The organism is Shewanella electrodiphila, assembly GCF_023283985.1.
Lineage (GTDB): Bacteria > Pseudomonadota > Gammaproteobacteria > Enterobacterales > Shewanellaceae > Shewanella > Shewanella electrodiphila.
The window spans coordinates 530,837-547,258 of sequence record NZ_JAKIKU010000002.1; the positions used below are offsets into that span (position 1 = coordinate 530,837).

Here is a 16,422-nt window from a genome sequence, read left to right on the forward strand (position 1 = left end):
GTTCCATTATTTAAGGAATTAAATGGCTACTAAAGTTTTAGTTGTTGATGATTCGAGTTTTTTTAGACGACGAGTCAGTGAGATTGTTAATCAAGATCCTGACTTAGAAGTTGTGGGTGTTGCCGTCAATGGTCAAGAAGCTGTTGATATGGCTGCTCAATTGAAACCTCAAGTTATTACTATGGATATTGAAATGCCTGTTATGGACGGTATTACTGCCGTTCGTAAAATCATGGCTGCCAATCCGACTCCAATACTGATGTTTTCTTCATTAACCCATGACGGTGCACAAGCAACGCTTGATGCATTGGATGCGGGTGCATTAGACTTTTTACCGAAACGTTTTGAAGATATCGCATCAAATAAAGATGATGCGATTAAGCTTTTACAGCAAAGGGTTAAAGCACTAGGTCGTCGTCGTCTATTTAAACCAGTGGCGAGAACTACCCCATCTTCGCTAGGAACTTCAACGACAAGCTCATCAGCGTCAAGACTGACTAATTCGAATCTGAGTGGTGCGAATTCGACACTTAAATCATCAATCACTCCCAAGTTATCTACTGCTAATTCGACGACGAATCAGGGAAATACTGTTTCAGTAGCTTCGATTCGGGCGAGCGGCAAGAAATACAAAGCTTTATTGATTGGAACATCAACGGGTGGCCCTGTAGCGTTACAAAAAATTCTGACAGCTTTTCCTGCAAATTATCCACACCCCATATTATTGATTCAACACATGCCTGCTGCATTTACACCAGCCTTTGCGAGTCGACTGAACAGCTTATGCAAAATTAATGTAAAAGAAGCCCAAACAGGGGATATGCTTCAGCCTGGTTGCGCCTATTTAGCGCCAGGTGGAATGCAGTTAATGGTTGAAAAAAGCGCTAGCTTAGGTCGCTTAAAAGTCATCGCTGGCAATGCAGATATGAATTATAAACCCAGTGTAGACATTACTTTTGCATCAGCATCAAAAGCTTTTGGTAGTGGTGTTATGGCGGTTGTGCTAACTGGCATGGGGGCAGATGGACGCGAAGGTGCTAGAATGTTAAAAACTGCAGGGGCGACTATTTGGGCTCAAGATGAAGCCAGTTGTGTTGTATATGGCATGCCTCAAGCCGTCGCATCAGCGGGTATTTCTAGTCATTCAATTGCATTAGAAAATATGGCAGAAGCGATTATAAAAGAGACGGCTCGTGGCTAGAGTAAAACAATCAATGACGACACAGCAAATGTTGCTGGTGTTTTTATTGGTTATTGCAGTGGTGTGCTTAGCGAGTTTATATTTTGATTTAGCGAAAAAAAACCGCGAACTTAATGCAGAAGTTATTGAATTAAAAGCATCCCAAGTATTGTTAATGGTACCGGATGAACAAGCAGAACAAATCGCGAATTGGTTAGCTAAATATCCTGAACAAACCAAAGCGATGGCCGCCAGAGCCGCAAAAGGTGAAGATATCACTATGGCATTTGGCCCTGGCACCGAATTAATGAGTTCTGATACTGTTGAAAACTCTTCATCGAGTCAACAATCATTAAATCCTGCACTTTCAAGCCAAGCTGTCACTGAAAATGCACAAGGTGTAAAAGTTATTACATTGCCACATGGTGGCATTAGGGTAACCACCCGAGAAACTGACACCGCTAATAAAAATAAATAGTGCGATTAATATTGAGTGGCGAGGCGTGATTTGAAAGTTTGGACAATAGCTAATCAAAAAGGTGGTGTGGGAAAAACCACGACAGTTGCCAGTCTTGCTGGTGCATTAGTTAAGCGTGGAAAGAGGGTGTTGATGATTGATACTGACCCTCACGCTTCACTGGGTTATTATCTCGGTATTGATTCAGAGCAAGTTCCCAGCTCACTTTATGACATATTCCTGGCTCATAAAAACCTTACACTAGAAGGTGTTGAGAAACACATCGTGCCTACATCAATTGATGGGCTAGATTTAATTCCTGCTACCATGGCTTTAGCGACACTCGATAGAGCATTGGGACATCAAGAAGGAATGGGATTGGTACTTCGCAATGTCACCTCATTGCTTGAAGATAAATATGATGTTGCCATTATTGATTGCCCGCCGATATTAGGGGTATTAATGGTTAATGCACTTGCGGCTAGTCAGCATATTATCATTCCTGTGCAAACAGAGTTTCTAGCGATTAAAGGCTTAGAGCGTATGGTAAAAACAATGGGGCTAATGGGGCGTTCTAAAAAAACCTCTTATAGTTTTACTATTTTGCCAACGATGTTTGACCGACGCACAAAAGCTTCACCTACAGCGCTTAAGTCCTTAGAAGAAACTTATCCTGATACCTTATGGCCTGATGTTATTCCTGTGGATACTAAGTTTAGGGATGCCAGTTTAGCCCATGTGCCCGTATCTCACTTTTTCCCAAGCTCACGTGGTATGAAGGCGTACAACCGTTTATTGGATTTCTTGCTCGCGAAGGAGTTTAAGCATGTCAAAATCGGTTGACGAGACTGTTTTTGATTTTTTCTCTGTTCTACTACAAGAGCCCACTAAAGAGGTTCAAACATCGGCTGAAGATAAGCCAACACCAACAGCGTCTAACAGTAATTCGGTTAGTTTAAAAAAACAACACAGTAAAACATTCAAAAAACCGAATATAAATAATAGCTTGGGTGCGGTGGTTAAAAAAGTGGCTCCTCCTCCTCATCAACAAGAAGTCAAAAAAGCGTTTGCTGAGCCTCAAGTCGATAAAGCTTCACTTTCCAAATTGTTGTCGGCTGTGTCAAAGCCAGAAGTTAAGCAACCTGAAAGCAAGCCTATTCACATTGGCGAAGTCGATTCTGTGGCGTCTGATAAGTCGGCGCAACAAGTTCAAGATGAGATTAAATTAAAAGCTCAGCAGGTTAGATTGCAACTTGAGAAAGCCGTTGTTCAAGAGTCAACGGTTGATGACGTTAAAATTATATCTTCGCAAAACAATAAAGAACCTGAAATATCAGCCGATACAAGCTTAGATAAAGCTGAAGTTAATGTCAGTGAAGTTGAGCTTAATGTTGAAGAGCAACATAAATCATCAGTACCACCCAGTATTACGGGAAATTTACAAGATGTCCTGGATGATGAGTTTCAAGTTTTATTTTTCAATGTTGCGGGGTTAACCCTAGCTGTACCATTGGTAAGTTTGGGTGGTATTGTTAAAATAGAACATATAAATCATTTGATTGGCCGCCCTAATTGGTTTTTAGGTGTGCAAACTCGACGTGAACAGAAAGTGAATGTTGTTGATAGTTGCCGCTGGGTAATGCCTGAAAAATATACTCAAGAATTGGCTGACAGTATAGATTATCAATATCTAGTGATGCTTGAAGACAGTAACTGGGGGCTCGCATGCGAATCCTTGGTGAATGCAGTAAGAATAGATAAATCACACGTAAATTGGCGTGAAAAACCTGGTAAGCGCCCTTGGCTTGCTGGTGTAGTAAAAGAACAAATGTGTGGTATTTTGAACGTGCAAGCGCTTATCGAAATGCTAGATGCAGGATTAGGTTGTCAAGATTCGATTGACTGAGGTTATTTATGACAGACTCAAGAAATGTTGCAGCAGTTGCTGCAGGTAAAGAAGATGTAGTACTACAATGGGTGACATTTAAGCTAGATAATGAAACCTACGGTATTAACGTAATGCAAGTTCAAGAAGTGTTACGTTATACCGAAATAGCGCCAGTGCCAGGTGCACCTTTATATGTACTAGGTATTATTAATCTTCGTGGTAATGTCGTTACCGTCATTGATACTCGTTCACGATTTGGGTTAGATGCAGCAGAGGTTGATGATTCCTCAAGAATTGTGATCATTGAAGCTGAAAAACAAGTTATCGGTATTTTAGTCGATAGTGTTGCTGAAGTGGTTTATCTACGCCGTTCAGAGATTGATAATGCGCCAAATGTCGGTACTGAAGAAAGCGCTAAGTTTATCCAAGGTGTAAGCAATCGAGATAACGAACTATTGATTTTGGTCGATTTAGACAAGTTATTATCAGATGATGAATGGGCTGAAATTACCCAGTTATAATGATTTTTGATTGTCGATGAAAGCCAGCATTATTTTTTGCTGGCTTTTGTGTTTTAATACCTTAAATTAAATCCGTTTGATGGAATTGGTATTACTAAGGAAAATAAATGTCGCAAGAGTTGCTCATTGTTATCGCTGTTTATGTTGTTAGTTGTGCAGTCATTTGGATGTTCTTTAGTAAAAAGACAACAAAACTTCAGAGCAAAGTTGATGCGTTAACTGTATTAGTTAAAGAAAACGATCGACAACGTGAAACCGTCAAAAAGGAGCTACAAGAATTGCGCAGTGGCACAATTGGTGTAGGCCGACGAGTGGTAGAGCTTGAACAGAAAATAGGTAAACAGTCAGAGTTAATTGAAGAGGCAAGCCAGCAAGACCCTCAGTCAAAAATGTACTCTAGAGCGCTTAAGATGGTTGGGTTAGGTGCTGGAATAGAAGAATTAATGCAAGAGTGTGAGCTACCTAAAGCCGAAGCTGAATTAATTATTCGTTTACATAAAAAATAATGCCGTTAAGCAACTTATACATTGGTGAGTTTAGGCTTTGTCGATAATTTTGTGGTGTAAGTTGTTCCATTGCTCAGGGAATTTACCATCGAGCATATAAACAAATGCAATAAGCTCTGCAATTAACGTGTAGAGTTCTTCTGGGACTTCATCACGGAGTTCGAGTAACTGTAAAAAGTGACTGAGATGCTCATCTTGATGAATATATACCCCGGCTTCTTTAGCTAATGAGATAATTTCTTCAGCCACCAAATCTTTGCCTGTTGCTGTAATCGTTGGTGCACTATTACCATCAAAACTTAATGCTACAGCCTTTTTTACGTCAGTCATCTTAAATACCTTAAATATCAATTGGGTTAAGCATTGGTTTTGACCAAGTAATGATCGCCTGGTAAAAGAGTGGGGGGGACATGGTCAACCAAGGTCGATATTTCTCTTGCTTGTAACCCTGCTTGTTGGATTTTATCCATTAAAGAGGCTTGGAATTGCTCAACCTTAGATAATACTTGGGTGTCATTGCCTGTGAATGTGAGGTCTAAGTATTCCCCTTGTTTATGCGCCATGACTAGAATAGGTCCTTGGGCTAAATTAAACTTAAGCTGCAGTCGCCAGTTTTGTTGTTTGTCTTCATTATCTTCACCTGGTTGTTTTTCGAACTTCCCTTCTAGCTGCTCGTCTCTTTGCCCTATTGAATAGGGTAAAGCAAAATACCAAGTTAAGTTTTGGTTAGCATCACTGCTTTGTTGATAAAGCGAAATGCTACTAGCCAGTTTTCCCATTGATTCAAGGCTGCCTGCTTTATCTAAAGCCGATAATAGCTGCGGCGCAAGTGATGCAGGCTTGGCTATCTTTTGTTGCAGTTTTGCCATGTATGACTGTAAGCGCGGGCTTATGGATGTATTTTTTGCTGTTAGTTTAAAACCGAGTAAAAGCTGAAATAATGTGGTGATAGCTCCACCTGAAAGGTTGATATTAGCTGGCGTGGTTTGAGCCAGATTTAAACTCGTCAGACTTTTGAGTTCAGCTTTAAGTAATGAAGGATTGGCAAGTTCAGTTAACGGCGATAGATCCAAACTTGGGATCAGTTTTATAAGTTGAGATGCTAGGTTTTGTTGAACTTCACTAGTTGCCTTTTGTATTGGCATCGCTCCAGCTTTAGATAAGTTTTGATTCAATACCTCAAAAGGTGATTTAACTGTCCCCCCAGGCTTGCTTAACTCAGACGTAAGGGGGCTTGGGTTGAGTTTTGAGATGAGTAACTTAACTTCGTTTACTTGTTTCTCAGCCAATACACTTTCGGGTTTTAGTAAGTTTTGATTAACCAGTGTTTGTAATTGTTTAAACTGACTTTTAGTTAAGCTGTTATGGCCATTGTTTTGATGTGCCAATTGTTGAATAAGTTGCTGGCTTAATTGTTCAAGGCGTTGAGCAGTAAAAGGCTGTTGTACAAGCGCATTGATATTTTGTGGTAATTGACGATTCAACTCGCTGGTAATTGGCTTATTTCCTACTAAATACGGGCTTTTTTCATTAACCAAGGGTATGCGTTCAAGGTTTTTTAAATATTGCGTTAATAATTGAACAGGCTCGTGTTTACTGAACACCATGTTACCCAATTGTGGTTTAACTTGTGTAACAGGAACATTGTTTGTAGGGCTTAGCGACACATTGTCGATTAACTTTATTGGGCTCAAGCTTAGTTGAAGTTGACCTGCTAATTGAGTCACTGTAGCAAGGTTAAGCCCTGATGGCAGTTTAGTTAAAGACGACACTATCACATTCGTGCCATTTTCAAACATTAGCCGGTTTGCATTTAACTCAACTAAAGGTAAAGGGTACCCTTGAGGGCGTGTGGCTAATGCTAACAGTTGTTGCGATGTTACCCCGTTTGATTGTGCTAAGTTAACAATCTCTGTGGGTAGTTTTAACTTGATGGCTTGAGACACTAATACCAATTGAGCTGAAAGCTGCTCGCTAGAAGTGTTAATTTTGTGAGAAACGATGTTTTGAAGCTGACTAATACTGTCAGTACTCAACAGCCCCTTAGCACCCATTTGGATCAGTTTGATTATTTGTTCATTGGCTTTAAATTGAAAATTATTGCCTTCAATAGTGATAGAGACGATTGCAGGTTTTTGGTTAAAGCTATCATCCGTTTTAGATAAGTTGGCCGAAGTGCTTGGCGTATTAATAAGCATTTTAACGGGTAATAATACTGCATTGGCTGGCAATGTACTGGAGTTATCTTTAACAGGCGATTGAGCTACAGATGTTTGTTCAGCGGGGCTAGATACATTTGAATTAGTCCCTTGATAGTTGAGCTGCGCTGTTTTGCTATTTGTATTCACTGTCGATTTTAAGACATGAGAAGCTTGCGAGTCTAACTTGGAGGTTTTAGACGCCGGTTTGTCAGTCGATGTTGGCAGTTTCATTGATGTCATTTTAAATCTACTATCACCTTTAAATATGTTCTATTACAAATTAATTGTTGATCTATCAAGCTTCAGCAGTATTCTTAGCGATAATGCTTAACAAGACTCCCTGAGTGTAATTCGCTTAATACCAACCTTTATCGACTTGCAGTAATCAAGCTTTAACGTTTTGGGTTAATTACTATTATTTGCAACTTATGGTTTATAGGTTTGCTCTTGGGTTAATTATTGAATCAATTTTCTGTATTAGATAGTGATTCAGTAAAGTGGGTTAAACGTATTAGTACTATATTTATTGTAAAACGTTTACATAAATTGTTCCCGTAAAGAGAGATGTATGAAGTATAAATGGATGTTACTTTCTTTGTTGTTGGGTTGCTTTTCTGCATCAATTCATGCCGAAGAAATCGCTGTCAGTGAAGCGAGCCAAAAGCCTACAATAGAGATGGTCTATAATGACCCACGGGATCCGATTGAAGGGTTTAACCGTGCAATGTGGGACTTCAATTATCTTATTTTAGATAAGCATTTATTCCGCCCTATTGCTCATGGATACAATGATTATCTCCCATCACCTGTTAAGTCTGGCGTCAATAATTTTGTACGTAATTTTGAAGAACCTAGCTCATTAGTTAATAACGCTTTACAAGGTAAGTGGGGGTGGGCTGCCAATGCTGGTGGACGCTTTACTGTTAACACCACACTAGGACTATTAGGGGTTGTTGATGTTGCTGACATGATGGGCATGGTCAGAAAACAGGATGATTTCAATGAAGTCTTAGGCTATTACGGCGTGCCTAACGGACCGTATTTTATGGCACCATTTTTTGGACCATATGTGACAAGAGAACTCGCGACAGATTGGGTTGATGGTCTATACTTTCCGTTATCAGAGTTCTTGTTGTGGCAATCTATTTTAAAATGGGGATTAAAGAATCTTGATTCCCGTGCTTCCGCTATTGATCAAGAACGCTTATTAGATAATGCGCTTGATCCATATACCTTTGTCAAAGAAGCTTATTTTCAACATATGGATTACAAAGTTTATGATGGCAATGTGCCAACTAAACAAGATGACGATGAGTTACTCGAAGAATATCTATCAGAACTTGAGTAACACTGCCGAAGCCTGACAACGTCTTCGGCAGTTAGCTGCCTAAGGAGTGGTATGGCATTAACAGATGTCTCAGTGCTTTTAGTTGAAGATGATTCAGTATTTAGACAATTATTGGCTGACTTTTTAATCCAACAAGGTGCGGTTGTATTCGAAGCTTGTGATGGCGACGAAGGGGTGAGTGAGTTTCAATCACATACCGTAGATGTTGTTATTGCCGATTTGAGTATGCCAAGGCTTGGTGGACTTGGCATGTTAAAACAAATTCTTAAAATAAACCCCGCAATTCCTTCGATTGTTATTTCTGGCAATAATGTTATGGCTGATGTTGTTGAAGCGCTGAGATACGGTGCGAGTGATTATCTGGTTAAACCTGTTGCAGATTTAAAGATTATTGAACAAGCAATAGAACAAGCTATCTCTCCAGCTAATACCGACTTAGGCGCTATCGATTTTAGTGATAGTCACGCTGTAATTAACTCCGCTGCCAATATGAGCCAAGATTTATCCTATCAAGAGTTAGCAGATAACTTTACCCTACTTGAACACAACGCAGAAGCGGCTAAAAGTGTTCAACAGCAATTATTTCCAGCGTCTAATGTGAGTTATCCTACCGCTCAGATCCATTATAGCTTGTGTAAAAACAGTGACGTCAGCGCTTATTTTATTGATTCAACCATGGTGGGTGATAACCATTTAATTATGTATATGGCGCATTTTCATCCTGAAGATAATCGCGCCGCATTTGGATGTGTATTACTCAGAAGCTTCGTTAATCAGAAGTTGAAACTGTTTCGTAATGGTTTGAGCACCACGTTAGTCGAACCATTTAGTATGTTGAGCTATCTCAATGACAGGATGGTTAACTCTGGCTTAAACCTCTATGTAGATATTGTGTATGTGGCTGTCGAGTTAACTCACTACAGAGCTGCGATAGGGCAGGCTGGTGGAGGTTTACGATGTTATTTGAGAAATGGCACAGGGTTGGCTCCGCTTGCTATTTCAGAGTCTTTACAGCTCGGTACAGTTGAGTGGAATAAACCTAGCATGCAGTTTAGAACCTTAATGCCAAATGAGAAAATTTGTATCGCCAGTAATATATCTCATCATCGCAACCGCTTAATGAATAACCAATTTGATGGTTTGTTTTATGATGAAGAATTACCTGCTGGTGGTTTTATTGAATTAGAATTCGTTTAATTATCTTCGTTTAATTATCTTCGTTTGAAGGCTAAACGCCTGTACTTGATAGGTTTATTCGCTTATCAAAGATAACGTTAATAGGGTATTGGATAAAATCACAAACAATAATTCAAAAAAACCTCGCAATTGCGAGGTTTTAGTCAGCGTTAATCTAACAAATTAGCTAGGTTTAATCGCTTCGTGATCAGCAGTAACTGCAATTTCTTCAGCTAATGCTTCTTCTTCAGTTTCATTGTGCCCTTCTGCGCCATGCATCCAGTCAACAAGCTTGTCTGCCATGAAGTAAAGAATGATACCTGATACAGCAGAGGTGATAGCAATACCTGCGAAGATCCCCATAGCATTGGCTAACTGTTCTTCTTTAGTTCCATCGTGCCCAATAAATGAACCGACAATACCACCAATTTTATTAGCAATTGCAACGAATAGGAACCATGCGCCCATCATTAATGATGCAATACGCAGTGGAGCCAATTTAGTCACCATTGAAAGGCCGATTGGAGATAAACATAACTCACCCATTGTATGGAAGAAATATGCACCTACTAGCCACCACATACTTGATTTGGCACTAGCATCACCGTCCATTTCTAGTACAGCACCAATCATGAATAAGAAACCAATGCCAAGTAGCACTAAACCGAGAGCGAACTTAACTGGCGAGTTAGGTTCATTTTTACCAAGACGAATCCATATAGAAGCCAATACGGGAGCAAAAACGACAATGAAGATAGCGTTAAGCGATTGGAACCAAGTCGTTGGAACTTCCCAGCCGCCGATTGAGCGGTCTGTAAAGTCATTGGTGAATAAATTTAACAAACCACCAGCTTGTTCGAAACCAGCCCAGAAAATAATGGTAAATAGACCCATTATCATAATAACTTTAATACGGTCACGCTCGATTTTTGTTAGTGGCTCTTTACGTATTTCACCAGCGGCTTCATTTTTGTCTTTTTCCATTTTAGCTGAAGGATATCGACCGATATCGCCAAGAAGCTTTTGTGCAAAAATGAACTGAGTGATTAAAGATAACACCATGCCAACACCAGCACAGAAGAAACCTGCTTGCCAGTTATTAATGAAAACTTCTTGTCCTTCGAATAAAACTGTTTGACCAAATGTTGTATAAGCCCATGCAACTACAAAACCTGCAAGCGCTGCACCTACGTTAATACCCATATAGAAGATAGTGAATGCACCATCACGACGATGATCGCCTTCTTCATATAAGTCACCAACCATAGTTGAGATATTTGGCTTGAATAAACCGTTACCAATGATGAGAGTAAACAGACCTATGTAGAAAGCTATTGTTTCTGAGCCAGGTATCCAGCTATGTGGAAAAGCGAGCGTAAATTGGCCAATGGCCATCAAAGCGCCACCGATATAAATTGCTTTACGTTGTCCAAGTATATTATCAGCTAACCAACCACCAATTAGAGGGGTTAAATAGACTAAACCAGTAAAGGTACCGTAAAGAGAGAGTGCATCGGCACTTGTCCATCCTAAACCATGTCCTCCCTCACCTTGCACTTTATCGACTAGATATAGCACTAGAATGGCGCGCATTGCGTAATAACTGAATCTTTCCCAGAGTTCTGTTGTAAACAGCAGGAAAAGCCCCTTGGGATGACCAAGCATGGTCCCCTGTGGTTTTGCATTGCTCATTTAGTCTTCCACCTTAAGCTTGTGATTGCCTGCGGGACAAAGGTCGCCACAGAAATTGTTGTCTGCAATGGTAATTAATTTAAACGTATTGATATTTTCAGGCTGTGGCCTGTTATTGTTTCAATTTAGTTGCTATAAAATTAATCACTTTGTTGTTTATTTATTATATTAAATATCGTCTTTTTACAGTTTTAATCATTAAAACCATAAAAAGCTCACCTTATATACCCTTTAAAGCCCTTATAAGTCAATGGTAGTGGGGTATTCGGCGAACTAAATACTTGCTCTAAATCACCTTTGTTCGCAAAATTGTTGATACGTATGTTGAGGTTTGGGTTTTATTGTGAGTGTTAACCTTCAAGATAAAGTCGGGGTTAGATTTTTTCATAAACGATTGAGAATAGGTGACTTCTACACACTTCATCAATTCGCGCGTTTCAGTATTGAACCTATACTCATGTAAGTTGTTGGTAAACGCTTTCAAAAGTGTTAACAAATCTATAAAATGTAACCCATTGGATTTATACTGCTAAAAGCTATCAAGGTTAAGATAATTAACTTTTGTGTAACCGTATGTTGGTTAAAAACTAATGAATTAGGGGCTGAATCATGCGAAAAATATTAGTCTTGTTCGTTTGTTTAAGTTTTATTAGCTCCAGTTACGCATGGGTAGATACTGATAGAGATGGTGTGCCAGATAAAAAAGATGCTTGTCCGGATACACCTCTAGGGGTATTGGTGTTAGCTAATGGGTGTCAAGACGTCACTGAACTAGCAATTGCCAATAATCCAATTGAACAAAATTCGGCGCAAAATAGCTCACTTAAAGTGTATTTTGACTTTGCTCAGGCAAATGTTCTACCAACTCAGTTGGCAGCGATAAAGCAAATGATACCTATTTTACAAAAAGGTAAAGGGCTTCTATTAGTTGGTCATACGGATGATATTGGATCTGAGCAAACTAATTTGAACCTGTCATTACAAAGAGCTGAGTCAGTAAAAAAAGTGTTAGTGGATGAATTTGCTTTTGAGCCTAGCTCGCTAGCAGTGCAGGGAAAGGGCAGCCTCGAACCCGTGGCTGACAATAAAACGGCTCAACAAAGACAATTAAATAGACGTGTAGAATTTAAAGTAGAAAAATAATTTTTATTAAGGGAGTAAGACAATGGAAAATATTGAAGGTTTGATGGCTCAAGCCCCTGAGTTTATCGTGACGTACGGCTTGAAAGTCGTTATGGCAATTGTGATATTTATTATTGGTAAATATTTATCAAACGTGGCTAAAAAATTAACCACGAAAGTGATGGTCGGTCGTAAGATTGATGAAACAGTGGCATCTTTTGTCGGCAATTTAGTTTGGGGATTGGTGTTTGTATTTACCATCATTGCAACTTTAGGGCAGATAGGCGTTCAAACTGCATCTCTGGTCGCTGTTATTGGTGCTGCTGGTCTTGCTGTTGGTTTGGCGCTTCAAGGTTCATTGTCAAATTTTGCCGCTGGTGTGTTGATGGTTATCTTCCGCCCTTGTCGTGTAGGTGATTTTGTTGAAGCCGCTGGTGTAGCTGGAGTGATTGAAGAAATTACTATTTTCTCTACTAAACTTCGCACAGGCGATAACAAGACCATTATTGCTCCAAACTCAGCGATGATGGATGGCACTATTACTAATTACTCGACTAAAGAAACACGTCGAGTTGATTTAGTGATCGGTGTGGGTTACACCTCAGATATCGCAGCAACCAAGAAAGTTATCTCTTCTGTATTAGACAATAATCAATATGTTCTTAAAGATCCTGCATACACTGTTGCACTAGGTGAACTAGCAGATTGTTCTATTAACTTTGTGGTTCGTCCATGGGTTAACACTGCCGATTACTGGCCAGCTCATTTTGAGTTACTAGAGCAGATTAAGAATGCTCTAGATGCTGCTAACATTGAGATTCCATTCCCGCAAATGGATCTACAAATTAAAAATATGCCAGCTCAGTAATATTGAATGAGCGGAAGAAAAGCCAGCATTAAATGCTGGCTTTTTTGTTTGCGAAATTTAACTCAACGCGGGTAATATTTTTTAAGGTAGAATGGCTTTCTTATAAATTTAAACTGCTTTTAAACGAGCTTGATGTAGTTGAGTATAAACATGATAGATTTTCGAAGTGATACTGTGACAAAACCAACTGATGCGATGCGAAAAGCCATGGCTCAAGCTGAAGTCGGTGATGATGTTTATGGCGACGATCCTACCGTTAATCGTTTACAGGATATGGCCGCAGAACGATTTGGTTTCGATAGCGCCTTATTTGTCAGCTCGGGTACTCAAGCAAACTTATTGGCCTTGATGAGTCATTGTGAGCGCGGAGACGAGTACTTGTGTGGCCAGCAAGCCCATAATTATAAGTTTGAAGGTGGTGGGGCAGCCGTGCTTGGAAGTATTCAACCTCAGCCACTTAATAATCAGGCTGACGGCAGCATTTTACTGGCAGATATCGAAGCTGCGATTAAACCAGATGATGTTCATTTTGCCCATACGCGTTTATTAAGCATTGAAAATACTATTGGTGGTAAAGTGTTACCGCAGCAATACTTAGCAGATGCTCAGGCATTAGCCTTTAATCGCGGTTTGAAAATACATTTAGACGGAGCTCGAGTGGCAAATGCTGCCGTTGCTCAAAATGTGCAGATCAGTGAAATTACCCAATATTTTGATTCAGTGTCGATTTGTTTATCAAAAGGCTTAGCTGCGCCTATTGGTTCAATTTTATTGGGTGATGAGCGTTTAATTAACAAAGCGGTTCGTTGGCGTAAAATGTTGGGTGGTGGTATGCGTCAAGCTGGAATTATCGCTGCTGCAGCAGAACTGGCCATTACTGATCAAGTTGAAAGATTGGCTGAAGATCATGATAATGCATCGCTGCTTGCTCAACACTTAATGGCAATGCCCGAGTTTAGTGTTGATGTTAGCCAAGTTCAAACAAATATGGTGTTTGCTGAATTAGATAAGCGTTTTGATGTTAATCATTTAAGTTTATTACTATCTCAGCAGGGCATATTAATTAGCGCGACCTATTCACTTCGTTTTGTCACTCATAAAGATATCAGTCGACAGGATGTACTGACATTTGTTGATGTGCTTAAAAAATGTCTTCCTCAAGTAACAGTTCAGTAATGTCACGCTAAAAGAGCCTTGTATCTTATTTGTGCGATGTTAGCAGGAAAGCTGCATCGTGCTTTTAATTGGTGCATTCAGTTGAGTTGTTGCTGTATTCTGGTTAGGTCATTCTTCTATATTTCTCTCCGTAAATTAATTTGTGCTTATTTTTCAATGGCTTTTTATGTTGGCTTTGTTTTTGCTACCTCTTTAGGGGTATTCATAATGTAAGGATCAATATAATGGAATATTCAAGCCGTCATATTGTAAAACCTATTGATTTAAATTCTGAAAAAAATCTTTGTTGTGGCCAGTTATTGAACTGGCTAAATGAAGAAACATCTCTTTTTGCACGCTGTGAAATGCACAGTAAATTGCTAATGGCCAAACTAGTTTCTGAGATTAATTTTATGAGTCCAGCAAAGCTTGGCGATGTAATTGAATTTGGAATGGAAGTGATAAGCCTAGGGCAAAGTTCTATCACGTTACGTTGTAAAGTGCGAAATAGCTTTAATAATGCACCCGTGGCTTTTGTTGATAAGGTGGTGTTTGTTAATATTAACGAAAGAGGGTTACCTGTACCTCATGGTGTTAGAGCGAATGCTGCTTAATCAAGGATGTAAAAAGTATTAACGCTTGAGCATAGCTAAACACTGGTATAGCTAAATAAAAAGCCAGCTTCAACAAGTTTGAAGCTGGCTTTTTCATTTTAGATGCACATTGACGCTTAATGTAGTTTTAAATGTGGATGAATAATGCGTCCAATTCCTTTTGCTAGCATCATTAATGTGCCTTTGACTACGCCATGTAATTCAATCAAATGACGACGGTAAAGTGAAGTATATACAAAGCGCGCAATCTTACCTTCTACTAGTACACCGCCTCCCATGAATGACATTAAGTTACCTACAGTATGGAATTTAGATAAATTAACTAAAGAGCCCAAATCTTTATAAACGTACTCATTAGCTGGTGCTTTGCCTTCAAGCATCAAGATAATATTATCTGCTGTCATCAATGCCATTTGTCTTGCTGATTGACCACGAGGTGGCACCCAGCTTCCGTCAGCTTGTGGACATGCAGCGCAGTCGCCAATGGAGAAAATATTATCATCAAGGGTCGTTTGCATATTTTGCTTAACCATGACTTGATTGATTTGGTTGCTTTCAAGGCCACCAATATTATTTAAAAAGTCAGGTGCTTTTACCCCTGTTGACCAAATAACCATGTCAGACGGTATTAGATTACCGCTTGTGGTGGTAAGTCCTTCAGGGCTAACTTCTGTGATACGGGTATTTGTCATCACATTAACACCCAGTTGCTTAAGCTCACGGGTGACAGAGTTTGAAATTTCTACTTTATCAACTTTAGGCAGAATACGTTCATCAGCTTCAATTAACGTGACTTCGAGTAAACTAGTATCAATTTTATAGCCAAAGCCACTGAGTTGTTCTACAGCGTGGTGCATTTCAGCTGACATTTCTACGCCAGTTGCGCCCGCACCCACGACTGCAATTTTAATCTTTTCATCCAATTGGTGATGACTGGCATAGCGCATGAATTTATTCAGGAGAATCTTACGAATAGACATCGCTTGCTCGGTGTTATCTAAGAACAAACTATGCTCTTTAACACCTGGGATTTTAAAGTCATTTGCGACACTACCAATGGCGATGACTGCGTAATCGTAAGGGATTTTACGCGCAGGCAGCAGCTCTTGACCGTCTTCATCATTAATCGGTGCAAGAATGATATGCTTGTTTTCACGGTCAATATCAATCATTGCGCCTTGCTGAAAATGATAACCGTGATCAGATGCGTGACCGCGATAGCTTATCGCATCTAAACCAATATCCAGCGCGCCAGTTGCCACTTCATGGAGCAATGGTTTCCAAACATGGCTTTCTGCGCAATCAACTAAAGTGACTTTTGCTTTGCCTTTTTTACCTACTTTACGGCCTAACTTAGTGGCGATTTCCATGCCACCTGCGCCGCCGCCAATAATGACGATATTTGGAACTGCTTGCATCGCTTGATGCTCCTTAACTTAAGGTTAAAAATAAAATGGGCAAACTCTGATACCAAGAACTAAAACCGAGTTCTGACTGGGCTTCTATTGAAATGGTCAACTATTATTGGCTGGATACATCGTTGAGTGTGGTTTTGATTTAAGTGGCTAATGCGCTCAAAAAAAATCAACAACCATAGTGCTTGCACTAAAGGAAACCATTCTGTTTGCACTAAAAGTAATTAAAGTGTTAGTACTAAAAAATACATCAGTAAGTTGACTCAGCTGAAGCTGGAT

The 16,422-nt window shown here is 39.7% G+C and carries 16 protein-coding genes; 12 read left to right on the top strand and 4 right to left on the bottom strand.

Going from position 1 to position 16,422, the window contains the following annotated elements; genetic code table 11:
* Nucleotides 1–22: 22 nt before the first annotated feature.
* From L2737_RS05825 to L2737_RS05850, 6 genes are all read left to right on the top strand, one after another.
* Nucleotides 23–1,201 carry a protein-glutamate methylesterase/protein-glutamine glutaminase gene (locus L2737_RS05825; protein ID WP_248955066.1) on the top strand — a complete coding sequence of 393 codons (1,179 nt, stop codon included), beginning with the start codon at nt 23–25 and terminating at the stop codon, nt 1,199–1,201.
* Nucleotides 1,194–1,658 carry a membrane anchored protein in chemotaxis locus gene (locus L2737_RS05830; RefSeq protein WP_248955068.1) on the top strand — a complete coding sequence of 155 codons (465 nt, stop codon included), beginning with the start codon at nt 1,194–1,196 and terminating at the stop codon, nt 1,656–1,658. The genes L2737_RS05825 and L2737_RS05830 overlap by 8 nt, the downstream gene beginning before the upstream one ends.
* 30 nt (nt 1,659–1,688) lie before the next feature.
* Nucleotides 1,689–2,480, top strand: a complete 792-nt coding sequence (locus L2737_RS05835; RefSeq protein ID WP_102529030.1) for a ParA family protein — start codon at nt 1,689–1,691, stop codon at nt 2,478–2,480.
* Nucleotides 2,464–3,543 carry a chemotaxis protein CheW gene (locus L2737_RS05840; RefSeq protein ID WP_248955069.1) on the top strand — a complete coding sequence of 360 codons (1,080 nt, stop codon included), beginning with the start codon at nt 2,464–2,466 and terminating at the stop codon, nt 3,541–3,543. The genes L2737_RS05835 and L2737_RS05840 overlap by 17 nt, the downstream gene beginning before the upstream one ends.
* 8 nt (nt 3,544–3,551) lie before the next feature.
* Entirely contained in the window at nt 3,552–4,046 is a 495-nt protein-coding gene (locus L2737_RS05845; RefSeq protein WP_102529032.1) for a chemotaxis protein CheW, read from the top strand.
* Nucleotides 4,047–4,153: 107 nt separating this feature from the next.
* On the top strand, nt 4,154–4,552 hold the full coding sequence (locus L2737_RS05850) for a DUF2802 domain-containing protein (RefSeq protein WP_229369224.1): 399 nt from the start codon (nt 4,154–4,156) through the stop codon (nt 4,550–4,552).
* A 30-nt stretch (nt 4,553–4,582) separates the two neighbouring features.
* On the opposite strand, the gene L2737_RS05855 is transcribed toward L2737_RS05850, so the two are convergent.
* Nucleotides 4,583–4,882 (bottom strand): EscU/YscU/HrcU family type III secretion system export apparatus switch protein, encoded by a 300-nt coding sequence (locus L2737_RS05855; protein WP_248955070.1) that lies wholly within the window; start codon nt 4,880–4,882, stop codon nt 4,583–4,585.
* A gap of 26 nt (nt 4,883–4,908) precedes the next feature.
* Entirely contained in the window at nt 4,909–6,993 is a 2,085-nt protein-coding gene (locus L2737_RS05860; RefSeq protein WP_248955071.1) for a hypothetical protein, read from the bottom strand.
* 328 nt (nt 6,994–7,321) lie between these two features.
* Here L2737_RS05860 and L2737_RS05865 point away from each other — a divergent pair, with 328 nt between their 5' ends.
* Nucleotides 7,322–8,101, top strand: a complete 780-nt coding sequence (locus L2737_RS05865; protein ID WP_248955072.1) for an MlaA family lipoprotein — start codon at nt 7,322–7,324, stop codon at nt 8,099–8,101.
* A 51-nt stretch (nt 8,102–8,152) separates the two neighbouring features.
* Complete coding sequence (locus L2737_RS05870; protein ID WP_102529037.1) at nt 8,153–9,298, top strand: response regulator; 1,146 nt, start codon at nt 8,153–8,155, stop codon at nt 9,296–9,298.
* Between the two features lie 162 nt (nt 9,299–9,460).
* Here the strand turns inward: L2737_RS05870 and L2737_RS05875 are convergent, their stop codons facing one another.
* Nucleotides 9,461–10,969, bottom strand: coding sequence for a peptide MFS transporter (locus tag L2737_RS05875; protein WP_248955073.1), 1,509 nt, complete (start codon nt 10,967–10,969; stop codon nt 9,461–9,463).
* A 609-nt stretch (nt 10,970–11,578) separates the two neighbouring features.
* Between L2737_RS05875 and L2737_RS05880 the strand changes: the two genes are divergently transcribed.
* The 4 genes from L2737_RS05880 (at nt 11,579) to L2737_RS05895 (ending at nt 14,728) form a co-directional block, all read left to right on the top strand.
* Nucleotides 11,579–12,112 carry an OmpA family protein gene (locus L2737_RS05880; RefSeq protein ID WP_102529039.1) on the top strand — a complete coding sequence of 178 codons (534 nt, stop codon included), beginning with the start codon at nt 11,579–11,581 and terminating at the stop codon, nt 12,110–12,112.
* Between the two features lie 22 nt (nt 12,113–12,134).
* The gene (locus L2737_RS05885) at nt 12,135–12,959 is read left to right on the top strand and encodes a mechanosensitive ion channel family protein (protein ID WP_102529040.1); all 825 of its coding nucleotides are present in this window, start codon (nt 12,135–12,137) and stop codon (nt 12,957–12,959) included.
* 150 nt (nt 12,960–13,109) lie between these two features.
* The gene (gene ltaE, locus L2737_RS05890; RefSeq protein ID WP_248955074.1) at nt 13,110–14,135 is read left to right on the top strand and encodes a low-specificity L-threonine aldolase; all 1,026 of its coding nucleotides are present in this window, start codon (nt 13,110–13,112) and stop codon (nt 14,133–14,135) included.
* Nucleotides 14,136–14,359: 224 nt separating this feature from the next.
* Entirely contained in the window at nt 14,360–14,728 is a 369-nt protein-coding gene (locus L2737_RS05895) for a hotdog domain-containing protein (RefSeq protein WP_102529042.1), read from the top strand.
* Between the two features lie 116 nt (nt 14,729–14,844).
* Here the strand turns inward: L2737_RS05895 and L2737_RS05900 are convergent, their stop codons facing one another.
* On the bottom strand, nt 14,845–16,146 hold the full coding sequence (locus tag L2737_RS05900) for an NAD(P)/FAD-dependent oxidoreductase (RefSeq protein WP_102529043.1): 1,302 nt from the start codon (nt 16,144–16,146) through the stop codon (nt 14,845–14,847).
* Nucleotides 16,147–16,422: the final 276 nt, after the last annotated feature.

Excerpts from the sequence above, each read along its gene's own strand:
- L2737_RS05840 (WP_248955069.1), top strand. The coding sequence starts at position 2,464 with ATGTCAAAATCGGTTGACGAGACTGTTTTTGATTTTTTCTCTGTTCTA.
- L2737_RS05865 (WP_248955072.1), top strand. The coding sequence starts at position 7,322 with ATGAAGTATAAATGGATGTTACTTTCTTTGTTGTTGGGTTGCTTTTCT.
- L2737_RS05855 (WP_248955070.1), bottom strand. The coding sequence starts at position 4,882 with ATGACTGACGTAAAAAAGGCTGTAGCATTAAGTTTTGATGGTAATAGT.
- L2737_RS05870 (WP_102529037.1), top strand. The coding sequence starts at position 8,153 with ATGGCATTAACAGATGTCTCAGTGCTTTTAGTTGAAGATGATTCAGTA.
- L2737_RS05825 (WP_248955066.1), top strand. The coding sequence starts at position 23 with ATGGCTACTAAAGTTTTAGTTGTTGATGATTCGAGTTTTTTTAGACGA.
- L2737_RS05895 (WP_102529042.1), top strand. The coding sequence starts at position 14,360 with ATGGAATATTCAAGCCGTCATATTGTAAAACCTATTGATTTAAATTCT.
- L2737_RS05850 (WP_229369224.1), top strand. The coding sequence starts at position 4,154 with ATGTCGCAAGAGTTGCTCATTGTTATCGCTGTTTATGTTGTTAGTTGT.
- ltaE (WP_248955074.1), top strand. The coding sequence starts at position 13,110 with ATGATAGATTTTCGAAGTGATACTGTGACAAAACCAACTGATGCGATG.
- L2737_RS05900 (WP_102529043.1), bottom strand. The coding sequence starts at position 16,146 with ATGCAAGCAGTTCCAAATATCGTCATTATTGGCGGCGGCGCAGGTGGC.
- L2737_RS05875 (WP_248955073.1), bottom strand. The coding sequence starts at position 10,969 with ATGAGCAATGCAAAACCACAGGGGACCATGCTTGGTCATCCCAAGGGG.
- L2737_RS05885 (WP_102529040.1), top strand. The coding sequence starts at position 12,135 with ATGGAAAATATTGAAGGTTTGATGGCTCAAGCCCCTGAGTTTATCGTG.
- L2737_RS05860 (WP_248955071.1), bottom strand. The coding sequence starts at position 6,993 with ATGACATCAATGAAACTGCCAACATCGACTGACAAACCGGCGTCTAAA.
- L2737_RS05845 (WP_102529032.1), top strand. The coding sequence starts at position 3,552 with ATGACAGACTCAAGAAATGTTGCAGCAGTTGCTGCAGGTAAAGAAGAT.
- L2737_RS05880 (WP_102529039.1), top strand. The coding sequence starts at position 11,579 with ATGCGAAAAATATTAGTCTTGTTCGTTTGTTTAAGTTTTATTAGCTCC.